Raw genomic sequence first — 11,816 nt, forward strand, 5'->3', positions numbered from 1 at the left:
CGATGCCGCACGGGACGCCCTCGTCATCGGCACCAACTGACTCTGCCAAATAACGTCGCTGAAACCCTGCCAAACAGCACCGCGCGTCACACGCACTCCTCCTCGCGGGCGTCGGCGTATGTCATATCCGGCCAAAAACTCCCGTTACCGGCCGCCATCGCAGGCCAGAGGCTTCCGAGAAGACCATCTTCTCGGAAGCTCTCATCGGGAGGGCTTCCGAGAACGAGAGCCGGAGCGAGACGTACGGCCAGCTCGACACTTCCGAGAACAGCGGCCGGACTGCGAGCGGGAAATCTCGGCCGGATATGACCACCACCCGGGTTAGCCGCGCACGTGCAGCCCGAATCCCGTTCGGCCCGCGGGCTCCAGTCCCTTCTTCAGGTGCAGCGAGGGGATCTCGTAGTCGCCGAAGTTCTGCCGCCGGAACGCGATCGGCTCGGTCGACTCCAGGGTGAGCAGGCGCTGCTCCCAGGCCTTGGCGACGTCAGGGTAGTCCTCGCCGGTCATCCGGTCGGTGCCGTACAGCACGAACGGCGGCAGCACCTCGATGCCCGGGTAGTAGAGGATGCCGTGGTGGATCGGGAACAGCAGATCGTCGATGGGGCCGTTGATCCCGCGAGCGGCGTAATGCGACTCCGGGCCGCCGGCGGTCACCGACAGCAGAGCCTTCCTGCCCGCGAGGGTACCTTCGCCGAAGCGCTCGCCGTACCCGGTGTCGCTGTGCTCGCCGACGCCGTACGCGAAGTGGTAGGTGAACACCCGGTCCACCCAGCCTTTGAGGATCGCGGGCATCGCGTACCACCACAGCGGGAACTGGAAGATGATCGTGTCGGCCCACAGCAGCTTCTCCTGCTCGGCGAGGACGTCCGGGGTGAGCGTCCCGGCGTCGAAGGCCCGGCCCGAGTCCAAAGCGACCTTCAGCGGACTTGAGGCGTCGGGGCCGTAGTCCGCGGCGTCCACGATCGCCTTCCAGTTCATCGCGTACAGATCGCTCACCTGTACCTCGTGCCCGGCGGTCTCCAATGTGGACACCGCGAGGTCCTTCAGCGAACTGTTGAGCGACTTTGGCTCCGGGTGGGCGTAGACGATCAGCGTCTTCATGGGAACTCCCTCGGATCGGGTGGCTTCGATTCTGGGAGCCGCGGCGCCTGGCGTTCAGGGGCGCCTCTTCCATCGGACGGGACTTCCTGGTAACGGCAGGACCACCTTCACGGGCACCACCGAGGCCATAGTGGGGGCATGGACGATCTCGCGGGCTTCCTGCGGACCCGGCGTTCCCGGGTCGACCCGGCGTCCGCCGGCATCCCCGTCGACAGCCGCCGCCGGGTCGAAGGGCTGCGCCGCGAAGAGGTCGCGCACCTGTCCGGAGTCAGCGTCGACTACTACGTACGCCTGGAGCAGGGCCGCGCGACCCAGCCCTCCGAGCAGGTCCTCGACGCGCTCGCCCGCGTCCTCGGTCTCGACGAGACCGAACGCGGGCACCTCTACCGGCTCGCCCGGCAGCGCCGCCGCCGCGCGAAGGCGCCGGGCGGGCGGGTCCGGCCGGAGTTGCTGCGCGTCCTCGACCTGGTCGCCGACGCACCCGCGCTGATCATGGACCACCGCCTGGACGTGCTCGCCGGGAACCGCCTCGCCGGGCTCCTCTTCGGCCGGCCGATGCCGGGCCTGAACACCGCCCGGCACATCTTCCTTGAGGAGGCCGAGCGCGGCCTTTACGCGGACTGGGAGAAATGCACCCTCGACGTGGTCGGGCACCTGCGCCTGGCAGCCGGCAAATACCCCGAGGACCCCCGCCTGGCCTCGCTCATCGGCGAGCTGGCGATGGGCAGTGAGCGCTTCCGCCGCCTCTGGGCCCGCGCGGACGTGCGCGCCCGCACCCATGGACGCAAGGCGTACCGGCACCCGCTGGTCGGACTGCTGGAACTGCATCAGGAAAACTTTTCACTACCGGACAAATCGGGCATTGAGCTGCTGGTGCTGTCCGCGGCCCCCGGAAGCCCCGCCGAGGACGGGCTGCGCCTGCTCGCGGGCCTGAGCGCGGACAGCGGTGACACGCATCCCACAGTGAACGCTCAGGTCCGCGAGCAACTCAGCGCTCCCCACTCACCGCCGGGAACGCCTCAACACTGACGGCTTTCCGGTCCCCGGCCGCAAGGGAAAGATCCACTACCTCAACTCAGCGAGCACCGCTCTCCCCGCATGCAGACCGAGCGGACCCGCTGGAGAACCCCTGCGTCGGGGCTGAGGAGATCCAGTCATCTCGGTGAGCCATGCCGGCTCCCACCAAGGCGGAAGCACTGGCCCAAAGCCGCCGCCTGGAGCTGCAGGCCGACTGCCTGGGAGCGGTGTTCATGGCCAGCGTCTGGTCCTCGCAGGACTACCAGGACCAGGACTGGAAGAAGGTCGTGGACCACTACCGGCGCAGCGGTGATGAGAAGGTCAACACCGAACGCGGTCACGGCACAGGCAAGAACCGGGCCGCCTGGCTGCAGTTGAGCGAAGTGCGACCACGACTCGTCGACGCGGACGGGTCTCGGCCTCGTCGACGCCGCGGATCGCCACCGGCCGGACGTGCTGATCGTCGACGTCAGGCTGCCTCCGTCCTTCCGCGACGAGGGCATCAGAGCCGCCCTGGAGATCCGGCGCGCGCATCCCGGCATGCCGGTGCTCGTCCTGTCGCAGTACGTCGAGAACGTCTACGCGCGCGAACTCCTCTCCGACGGCCGGGGCGGCGTCGGCTACCTCCTCAAGGACCGGGTGAGCCGGGTCAGCGAGTTCGTCGACGGCCTGCGCCGGGTGGCCGACGGTGGCCGTCATGGATCCCGAGGCGATGGCCGCCTTGCAGGCGGTCGGCCGCCACGCCGACCGGGCCGCAGCGCAGCCCGGCGCCGCACCCGCGCCCGGCGGCAGCGCGGACAGCAACCCGTAGACCGGGGCAACCCGGACAAGGGGCCACGCCGTCGCACCAATCGGTGGGATGATCCTCTCTGCGCTCGTCCGCTCCGGACTGGACAGTCGTCTGCGCACCAGCGGAAGGATTGTCAGGAATCGGATCCGAGGCGGGGTGAGGGGGGCCAGCGATGGAGCCGGGCCGTCAGAGCCCGGATGCTTTCCTGTGAACTGCTCATCGCCTGCGAGCCGGGACGTGGCGGTCACGTACCGCATGATGTCGGGGATCGCCCCCACGATCGTCAGCTCCACCGGCGGGTACGACCTGCGGCGCTTCTTGGTGCCGAGCGCGACCGCTTCGCTCACCCACCCCGACTCAGCCCATTGCGGGTAGGGGACAAACGTCGCCGCCCCCGGGGCGCGGGCTTCCTGAGGGCGTACCCGCTGTTAATGGCGCTGACCGCCGCCCGGTCGCCGTGATGCGGTCGCGTCCAGGATGGGGACGACTTGGAGCCGCGACGCGTACGCCGCCCGATGCTTATTGAGCCGGTCTGAGGTGAGCCAGAAGAACACCCTTAGCGCCGGATCCAGCCCCCAAGGGCCATTGCGTCGCCCGGGCACCGTGCAGCAGGCGTGTCACTATCCTCGCGGATATTGGCATTGCCGCCACTGGAGTGTGGGGATCGTGCGCGCGACCCTGAGAGACAACCGCCCATCCCGGCGCGTCGCGCACCCAGAACCACGATGAGGAACACCGATATGACTGATCCGATGAAGGCCGTCGTGCTCACCCGTTTCGGAGGGGCCGATGCTTTCGAGCTGCGCGACGTCTCCGTACCGCACGTCGAACCCCGCCAGGTACGGGTGCGCGTCCACGCGACCGCCGTCAACCCGCTCGACTATCAGATCCGTCGCGGAGACTACGCGGATCATGTGCCGCTCCCGGCGATCATCGGGCACGACGTCTCCGGCGTGATCGAGGAAGTCGGATCCCACGTGACCGAGTTCCGCGCCGGCGATGCGGTGTACTACACGCCCCGGATCTTCGGCGGCCCCGGTTCCTACGCCGAGCAGCACGTCGCCGACGTCGGCCTCGTCGGCCGGAAGCCGGAGAATCTCAGTCACCTGGAGGCGGCGAGCCTGACTCTCGTCGGCGGAACGGTCTGGGAGGCCCTGGTGACGCGGGCTCAGCTCACCGTGGGGGAGACGATCCTCATCCATGGAGGCGCGGGCGGTGTCGGCACGATCGCGATCCAGATCGCGAAGGCGATCGGCGCACGAGTGATCACCACCGCGAAAGCCGGCGACCATGAGTTCGTGCGCTCTCTCGGAGCGGATACGGCGATCGACTTCACTTCGACGGACTACGTCGACGCCGTGGCCGAGCTGACGCGAGGCAAGGGGGTCGAGGTCGTCTTCGACACGATCGGTGGCGACACGCTCACACGAAGCCCGCTGACGCTCGCCGACTTCGGACGCGTCATCAGCATCGTCGACATCGCGCAGCCGCAGAACCTCATCGAGGCGTGGGACAGGAACGCCGCCTATCACTTCGTCTTCACACGACAGAACCGAGGAAAGCTGGACGCGCTCACCACGTTGGTCGAGCGCGGTCTCGTGAAGCCGGTCATCGGCGCGACTCTCCCGCTCGCTCGAATGGGCGAGGCTCACGAACTCCTGGAGAACAGGCGCTCGTACGCACTCCGCGGCAAGGTCGCGATCGATGTGGCGGGCGAAACCGTCGCGCTTCCTCCTCGCATCCCGTAGCGGAACGCTCCAGGCACTCGGGCGGTGATCGCGGTGGTCAGCTCCGCCCGGAGAAGGTGGCGCGGTACTCCGAGGGGGACACATCCAGGAGCCGGCGGAAATGCAGTCGGAGGTTCGATCCGGTTCCCAGGCCGACCTGGTCCGCGATGCGGTCGATCGGCAACCTCGTGCTCTCCAGGAGTTCGCGGGCGGTGTCGACCCGCGCCCGCAGGATCCACTGCAGCGGGGTGCTGCCGGTCTCTTCGGCGAAGCGGCGCAGGAACGTGCGGGGCGACATCCGCGCGTGTGCGGCGAGTCCGGCGATCGTGAGCTGCTGGTCGAGCCGCGTCATGGCCCATTCGCGCGTCGCGGCGAGGGTTTCGCCATGGGCTGCCGAGCTGGTCTTCGGCAGGTACTGGGCCTGCCCCCCGGTCCGGTAGGGCGCGGTGACGAGTCCTCGTGCGATCTCGTTCGCCGCGCTCACGCCGAGGTCGCGCCGAACGATGTGCAGGCACAGGTCGAGACCGGCGGCGGCCCCCGCCGAGGTGAGGATGGGTCCCTCGTCGACGAAGAGCACGTTCGGCTCGACCGTGATCTGCGGATGCCGCTCCGCGAGCTTCTCCGCCGCGTCCCAGTGCGTCGTCGCCCGCAGGCCGTCGAGCAGGCCGGCATCCGCGAGGGCGAACGCGCCGTAGCAGATCGACGCGATGCGTGCCCCGCGGGACGCGGCGCTCCGGAGCGCTTCGCGCACCTGCGCCGGTATCGGCCGACCCGCCGGAGCGTACCCCGGGACGACGATCGTGTCCGCGTCGGCCAGTGCGTCCAGGCCCCGCGGGACCGCGTAGCCGAAGCCTCCGTGGGACGGCACCGTTCCGGCGGTGACCCCGCAGGCCGACACCTCGTAGGGGAACCCCGACTCCGGATGGAACACCTCCGCCGGGATCCCGACGTCCAGCGGGAGCGCCCCGTCGAGTACGAGAACCACCACCTGATGCGGTCGCTGCATCACCCGGCTCCGATCCGGTCGACGCGTGCCGACCGCGTCATCATCCTCGCATGTGTGCGCATTGCCGCCATCCGTACGCATCCGCCTCGGGCAACGGCGCCGCAGCGCGCGAGGGATGATGCGGATCAGGTCAGTCGCCGACGACCCCGTCGAACTCCTCAAGCCACGCGTCGAGTGCGTTCCTCCCCGATCTCAGCCGATCTGACCGGGAGCAACGGCCCTCCGGGTCCCGCTGCGTCCGGACGCGACGCACGACCTCGACGCGATGGCCGCCGCGGTGAACGACCGCATCAAGGTCGTCCTGGTGCGCACGCCCGACAACCCCACCCGGTCGTGACGGCGTTCCCGGAGCGGGTGCCCGGGCACCTCCTGGTCGTCGTCGACGAGGCGTACGTCGAGTTCGTCTGTGCCCCTGAGGCGGCGAGCGGCCTCGCGGCCCTCACCGATCATCCCAATGTCGTCGTGCTGCGGACGTTCTCCAAGGCGTACGGCCTCGCGGGGCTGTGGTGGGTCGGCTACGCCATCGCGCGCCCGGAGGTGGCCATCTCGATCCGCAAGGCGACGCCACCCTTCGCGGTGACGAACCTCTCGCAGGCCGCCGCCAGCGCCTCGCTGGAGTCGCAGGCCGCGTTCGACGAACGCGCCAAGCCGATCACCTCGCGCCAGATCGCATACGCCTCGTCGTCCTCGTGGTAGACCGATCGGGACAGAAGTTCTGACTCGGTTGTGGGAGTACGATGGCAAATCCGGAGACCCACATTGAAGATCATCGCGTGGATCCCACCGCCGACCACCAGGCCCATCAGGCCCGGCCTGATTCGGGAAGGGGCGGACGTGTCCTGGAGCACCCGGGAGCTCGCCGAGCTCGCCAGCACCACGGTGAACACCGTCCGGCACTACCATCGGATCGGCCTCCTCGATGAGCCGGAGCGCCGGTACAACGGATACAAGCAGTACGGCGTCCGTGATCTGGTCTGCCTGCTGCGGATCCGGCGGCTCGTGGAGCTCGGGGTGTCGCTGTCTCAGATCGGCGCGGCCGGGTCAGACGGGGACATCCCCGCGGAAGTGCTGCGCCAAGTCGACGTCGATCTCTTGGCCGAGGTCGAGCGCCTACGCAGGACCCGCTCCGACATCGCCGTCATTCTGCGCGACGGCGCCCCGGCCGATGCGCCCGCGGGCTTCGAGTCCGTCGCACTCCGCCTGTCCGCGTCCGACAGCTCGCTCATCCACGTCTTCACCCAGTTGTACGACGTCGACGCGCTGCAGGACCTGCGACGCATGGTCGAGGCCGACACCGACCCCGTCAACGCCGACATGGACGCTCTACCGGCCGATGCCGACGAGGTGACCCGGCAGAACCTCGCCGAGAGGCTCGCACCGATCCTCGTGCAGCACCTCATCGACTATCCCTGGCTGAGCGACCCGGCCGGGCACCTGTCCAAGAGCGAGCACGTCACCCAGCAGGTCTTCGTCGATGCCGTGGTCGCGCTCTACAACACCGCGCAGGTCGACGTGCTCGGCCGGGCCAGCGTCCTCGCCCAGCGGCAACTGCGCCTCGCCCGCGGCTGAGGACGACGGCACGGGCCGGTCAGAGAAAAGCATCGTCTGGGCGACGATCTCGGCGCGGCCGAGGCCGTTGGCGGCGTGCACGGGGATACCGAACGCCCGCGCCATGACGTAACGGGCCGGCCGCCCCGGCAGAGCACGTGTTGTCGGAACAGGGTCAACCGGAGAGCGGGACTCGACCACGTTGCGACTCGACTGGACTGTGTGGTGACCACAGCCCTTCTACTGGAGCCATGTCGATCTCCCAGCGAAACAGTCCGCTGCCGGCGTCGGGGCCCCTGTCGCTGCCGCAGCGGCTCTTCCTTCTGAGCCTGCGGCCGGGGAAGGCGAAGCTCGACGACGACAGCGCCGCGGTCCGCGGGTCGCTGCTGTCCGCCGCCGTACTCGCCGAGCTGTGCATCACCGGCCACCTGCGCGACAACGACGGCAAGGCCGAACGAACGAACGCCGCGGTGACGGCCCCGCTCGACCCATTCCTCGCCCAGGTGCTCGACGACGTCCCGGCGGATCGTCCACGCCGCTGGTTCGACGTACTGGAGAAGCGATGGTTCGAGGCCGAGAAGGTCGTCCGTGACCAGCTCGTCGCCGCCGGAGTCATCGCGATCGAGCATCGCCGGATCCTCGGTCCCATCGGGACGAAACGGATCCACGTCACCGATCCCGCGACGGCGGAGACTCTCCGCGCCCGGGTACGCGACGCGGTGCGACGGGAGCCCGGTCCCGAGCCGGTGGCCATCGGCGACGCCGTGCTGGCCGTGCTCGCGGTCGACGGAAACGTGAGCACCGTCTTCGGGTGGGCGGATCTGAGAGGCCACAAGCCCGCGGTACGCGCGCTGACCGCCCGGATCGACCGCGACCTGCCGGGCCTGCGCTCGGCCCTGTCCGGATCGCTCGCCGTGCGGCGAACTCCCTCGTCGTGAGCCACCACGCCTCGCGCTCGGCGGCCCGATCGGCGCGGGCGTCGCGCGGGGCCCCGGGAACCGACACGACGATCATGCGCTGACGAGGGTTCACGCTAACGCCGTCGCCTTGATCACGCTCATGGGCGTGCGCCCAGTGACCGGATGCCTACGACAGCCGCTCTGCCCCAGCGGCATCGGAGGGGGACGGGCGGTTACGGCCTTGCGACGTACGAGCTCAGGGAAGTGACCGTCACGGCGAGCACCAGGGTGTTGAACATGAACGCCATGACGCCGTGTGCCAGGACCTGGCGGCGCACCCGGCTCTGCGTGACGTTGACGTCCGTCGTGCCGAAGGTGGTGCCGACCGCGACCGAGAAGTACAGGAAATCGACGGTGTTCGGCTCCTCCTCCCCGGGGAAGTCCAGGCCGCCGCGCTCGGCGTACATCCGGAGGTAGCTCATGCCGAAGCCGGCCTGCAGCACCAGCCAGCAGGTGAGCACCGCGACGGCACACACGGCGAGCACCACCGGCAGCGGCGCGCCGAACTGCCGGGCCTGCGGGATCGCGACGGCGGTGGCCACCAACGCGGTCGCCGCGGCCGCCTGCGAGAACTGTTCCGGCGCGGCGACCAGCAGACGGTCAGTCATGCTCCGGCGGCGCTTGGCCAAGACCATCGCCCGCGATTCGCCCGGCGTGCGGCCGCGGAAGGCCAGCCAGGTAAGTACCAGATACGTCGTGGCGTAGAAATCCCAGGCGGCCAGCCATTTCACCACCACCTCGCCGGGGACGAGCAGGCCGAATACGATCGCCGGCACGGACAGGAGCTGTCGTGACGACTCGCGGGTCCACCAGTGCATCGTTCGCATCCCCCGGTTGAGCCTCGACAATGCGTTCACACGGCCGCCCAGCCTTCGCCGCACGGCCACGCGGATCAGTGAAAACCGTGTTCCGACAACATGGTCAACTCGCACATGCCGGGATCCGCGTGTCCCACCGGCCGTTGTCTTGACTGCATTCCGACAACACAGGTTGGACTCAGGGGGACATCTGCAGGCAGCAGCAGTAGGACGGGGAGAGCGAATGCCCATCGAATTCGCGCACCCCGGCGGATCGCTTCAGCAGACCGACTACTCGCCGGTCGCCGTCGGGACCGGATCTCGGCTGGTACCGCTGGCCGGCGCGCGGCCGGCTGTCCAGTCCGCCGACCGAGCGCCGGCGAGGGAGCGGACTTGACCGGCGGCTGGAGTCAACTCATAGAGTGATGTACCCCGAGTTCGGTGGAGTCGGCTTGGTTGACTCTCATGCCGGCTGGACGTTCGGACAGAGCATTTCGTACTCGACGGGGGTGAGCATCCCCAGGGCGCTGTGTCGTCGTTGCCGGTTGTGGAAGATCTCCAGGTACTCGAAGATCGCATTCGCCAGCGCGATGCGGGTCTTCCACTGCTTGCGGTTGGGCAGTTCGGTCTGCATCCGTCCCCAGAACGACTCGATGACCGCGCCTGCGAAGCAGCCACCGATCCCATGGACGGCACCAGACCGGAGGCTTTGGCGCGCTGGGGATGCGCCCAGGAGGTGAATTGAACCCCGCGATCGGAGTGGATCAGCGTTCCGGTCGGAGGTGTGCGGTTATGGATGGCCATGCCGAGCGCGTTGGTGACCAGAGGGCGGTCGGTTGCGCCAGGCGTAGAAGCCCGACTCCGATACGTTCATGATCCGGCAGCGGACCTGGGTGGGGAGTCCTTCGGTGGCCATCACCGCGATGGCCTCGAATCGCCTTTCGGGGGTCAGTTGCCGAGAGTCATTGCTGATCGGCGTTCGTGATGCGGGCGGCGTACACGCGGTGTGCTTTGCGTTCGGCCGGTCCGGCGGTGGCGAGAGCGGCGATCTGCTCCAGTGCGGCGCGGTGGAGTGCGAGCGGGGCGGTGACGCGGAGCGTGTGGCCCTGGCCACGTCGGATAGTTCGCCCGGTGGCAATGACGCGACGAACGGCCTCGTCGCCGACGATGCGCAGGCGGTCGGCGAGCAGACCGGGCAGGTCGAGTGCCACTTGCTGGTCAGGCATGGGCAGGTGGTGGTCCTGGTCGGGGATGGCCGGGGGTGTGTCGAGCTGGTCGGGCAGCTCGCGGGCACGGGCGGCGTCAAGGACGCGACGGATGGTTTTGGGGGCGACCCGGTGCTGACGGGCCAGGGCTTTGACGGCGGTGCCCTCCCGGTAGGCCGCCACGACGGCGATTGTCTGTTCGGCGGCGAGAGCAGCGGGGCGGCCGAGGGTCTTGGCGGAGGCTTCGGCGGCGGCGACGCCTTCCTGGGTGTTCTCGCTGATCATGTCGCGCTGGAACTCCAGTACTGCGGCAAGGACCGAGACCGTCATCTTGGTGCTGGGATCGTCGCTGGCCAGGTCGATCCCCGACAGGAGCCCGGATTCGACCCGCAGGTGCAGGCCGCGGCGGATGAGCACGGGGCGCAGGGCGAGGATGTCGGCGACGGAGCGGAACAGGCGGGCGGCGTCGGCCGACGGCGATGGCGATCGCTTTGGCGGCTGTGGTGACGTGGCGCAGAACGGCGCTGTTCCGCCCCTCCCTGATGATGTAGTCGCCGGTTCCCCGTGGTGATTCGATCCAGACGAAGGCCGGGGAGAACGGGTGGTGGGGCGTGTGGGAGAAGCCCAGCGCCCAGTGGCTGGTGAAGGGGTAGAGCCTGCGGAGCTTGCGCTCGGCGTGGGCGGACTCGATGAGCGCCTGGTACTGCGGCCAGTCGGCGTCGTCGGCGTCCTTCAGCAGCCACTGCCACTGTGAGGCGATGACGTCGGTAACGTTGTTGTCGGGGACCTCGAAATGTCCAGTCAGGAGGTCGAAGGGCGCAGCCTGCCCGATCTCGTCGAGGCCGGCTCCCTCGGCCCAACCGCGGATCACTTGGGGAAGCTCACGGAGGTCCTTGGTGTCACTGCAGATCATGAGCCTGTTGTTGGACGAGCCCCAGATACTCCAGCGCCGTTCGTGATGCCACGCTACGACGTAGGACGCGTGGCGATGTGGGACGACGCTGGCGATCGTGGCATGACGCAGTGGATCGGACGGGGTGACGGCCAATGGGAGGGACATGCCTTGGTCAGCGGCCACGGCTTGAAGCGCTGCGGCGAGACTGCCGTGGGCGGCCACGTCCGGGTAGAGGACGGCTGGGTCTGGTTCGCGGCTCATGATGTTCCGATCTTCTGCCCGTGCGGCGTGCTGTGGCGGCCATCGCAGGGGGCGAAAAGCGGAGGCGGACATCGGATCCGATGGGATCGGCGGCTCGTTCCAGCAGGTTGGGCATGGTGTTCTGATTGGATCCGTCGCGGGGGCGGAGCCGGTCGATTGCGCCCCCACCCGCCTGTACTGGAGCCGACTTCCGGCCCCTCCACTCGGGTCCGTGTCACCAGCCGGAAAGTAGCTGTGAATACTGAGCGGGCTTTGGATGGATCTGTCGGCCTGCGTCCGCCACGGGGGTGATCGTCAGATTCCTGCGCGCTACCGTCTCGGGCATGAGCGAGTCGTCGGAGCGCGCAGTCCACATGGCAGGCAAGGTCAAGAACGGCGTTGTCATACCGCTATGTCGCGGGGCCGCCGTCGCGGACGTGATCTGCGACGATCCGGATCGTGCCACGTACAGGCGATGCCTGGACACTGCCAGGGCGGACAGGGATGAGGAAGAGCGCTGGTACCGCAATC

At 68.7% G+C, this 11,816-nt stretch carries 10 protein-coding genes and 2 pseudogenes; 6 read left to right on the forward strand and 6 right to left on the reverse strand.

Going from position 1 to position 11,816, the window contains the following annotated elements; translation table 11 throughout:
- Positions 1–321: 321 nt before the first annotated feature.
- On the reverse strand, positions 322–1,101 hold the full coding sequence (locus ACW9TB_RS27815) for an NAD(P)H-dependent oxidoreductase (protein WP_472751020.1): 780 nt from the start codon (positions 1,099–1,101) through the stop codon (positions 322–324).
- Between the two features lie 138 nt (positions 1,102–1,239).
- Between ACW9TB_RS27815 and ACW9TB_RS27820 the strand changes: the two genes are divergently transcribed.
- The 3 genes and pseudogenes from ACW9TB_RS27820 (at position 1,240) to ACW9TB_RS27830 (ending at position 4,656) form a co-directional block, all read left to right on the forward strand.
- Positions 1,240–2,130 (forward strand): helix-turn-helix transcriptional regulator, encoded by an 891-nt coding sequence (locus ACW9TB_RS27820; protein WP_472751021.1) that lies wholly within the window; start codon positions 1,240–1,242, stop codon positions 2,128–2,130.
- Positions 2,131–2,544: 414 nt separating this feature from the next.
- A pseudogene (locus ACW9TB_RS27825) lies at positions 2,545–2,848 on the forward strand (response regulator); the annotation flags it as partial.
- Positions 2,849–3,660: 812 nt separating this feature from the next.
- Positions 3,661–4,656 (forward strand): zinc-dependent alcohol dehydrogenase family protein, encoded by a 996-nt coding sequence (locus tag ACW9TB_RS27830; RefSeq protein WP_472751022.1) that lies wholly within the window; start codon positions 3,661–3,663, stop codon positions 4,654–4,656.
- Positions 4,657–4,693: 37 nt separating this feature from the next.
- Here the strand turns inward: ACW9TB_RS27830 and ACW9TB_RS27835 are convergent, their stop codons facing one another.
- The gene (locus tag ACW9TB_RS27835; RefSeq protein WP_472751023.1) at positions 4,694–5,641 is read right to left on the reverse strand and encodes a GlxA family transcriptional regulator; all 948 of its coding nucleotides are present in this window, start codon (positions 5,639–5,641) and stop codon (positions 4,694–4,696) included.
- A gap of 333 nt (positions 5,642–5,974) precedes the next feature.
- Between ACW9TB_RS27835 and ACW9TB_RS27840 the strand changes: the two genes are divergently transcribed.
- From ACW9TB_RS27840 to ACW9TB_RS27850, 3 genes are all read left to right on the forward strand, one after another.
- Positions 5,975–6,337: an aminotransferase class I/II-fold pyridoxal phosphate-dependent enzyme gene (locus ACW9TB_RS27840; protein WP_472751024.1), complete on the forward strand. Its 363-nt coding sequence runs from the start codon at positions 5,975–5,977 to the stop codon at positions 6,335–6,337.
- 138 nt (positions 6,338–6,475) lie between these two features.
- On the forward strand, positions 6,476–7,210 hold the full coding sequence (locus ACW9TB_RS27845) for a helix-turn-helix domain-containing protein (RefSeq protein ID WP_472751025.1): 735 nt from the start codon (positions 6,476–6,478) through the stop codon (positions 7,208–7,210).
- 230 nt (positions 7,211–7,440) lie between these two features.
- A complete protein-coding gene (locus tag ACW9TB_RS27850) occupies positions 7,441–8,127 on the forward strand; it encodes a GOLPH3/VPS74 family protein (protein WP_472751026.1) in 687 nt (228 codons plus the stop codon).
- Positions 8,128–8,321: 194 nt separating this feature from the next.
- On the opposite strand, the gene ACW9TB_RS27855 is transcribed toward ACW9TB_RS27850, so the two are convergent.
- The 4 genes and pseudogenes from ACW9TB_RS27855 to ACW9TB_RS27870 form a co-directional block, all read right to left on the reverse strand.
- The gene (locus tag ACW9TB_RS27855) at positions 8,322–8,966 is read right to left on the reverse strand and encodes a DUF1345 domain-containing protein (RefSeq protein ID WP_472751027.1); all 645 of its coding nucleotides are present in this window, start codon (positions 8,964–8,966) and stop codon (positions 8,322–8,324) included.
- Between the two features lie 442 nt (positions 8,967–9,408).
- Complete coding sequence (locus ACW9TB_RS27860; protein WP_472751120.1) at positions 9,409–9,687, reverse strand: IS3 family transposase; 279 nt, start codon at positions 9,685–9,687, stop codon at positions 9,409–9,411.
- A 220-nt stretch (positions 9,688–9,907) separates the two neighbouring features.
- Positions 9,908–10,606: a recombinase family protein gene (locus ACW9TB_RS27865; protein ID WP_472751121.1), complete on the reverse strand. Its 699-nt coding sequence runs from the start codon at positions 10,604–10,606 to the stop codon at positions 9,908–9,910.
- Positions 10,607–10,628: 22 nt separating this feature from the next.
- Positions 10,629–11,378: pseudogene (locus tag ACW9TB_RS27870) on the reverse strand (DUF6193 family natural product biosynthesis protein); the annotation flags it as partial.
- Positions 11,379–11,816 lie beyond the last annotated feature (438 nt).

The organism is Streptosporangium sp. H13245, assembly GCF_055690525.1.

Excerpts from the sequence above, each read along its gene's own strand:
- ACW9TB_RS27850 (WP_472751026.1), top strand. The coding sequence starts at position 7,441 with ATGTCGATCTCCCAGCGAAACAGTCCGCTGCCGGCGTCGGGGCCCCTG.
- ACW9TB_RS27820 (WP_472751021.1), top strand. The coding sequence starts at position 1,240 with ATGGACGATCTCGCGGGCTTCCTGCGGACCCGGCGTTCCCGGGTCGAC.
- ACW9TB_RS27855 (WP_472751027.1), bottom strand. The coding sequence starts at position 8,966 with ATGCACTGGTGGACCCGCGAGTCGTCACGACAGCTCCTGTCCGTGCCG.
- ACW9TB_RS27830 (WP_472751022.1), top strand. The coding sequence starts at position 3,661 with ATGAAGGCCGTCGTGCTCACCCGTTTCGGAGGGGCCGATGCTTTCGAG.
- ACW9TB_RS27835 (WP_472751023.1), bottom strand. The coding sequence starts at position 5,641 with ATGCAGCGACCGCATCAGGTGGTGGTTCTCGTACTCGACGGGGCGCTC.
- ACW9TB_RS27815 (WP_472751020.1), bottom strand. The coding sequence starts at position 1,101 with ATGAAGACGCTGATCGTCTACGCCCACCCGGAGCCAAAGTCGCTCAAC.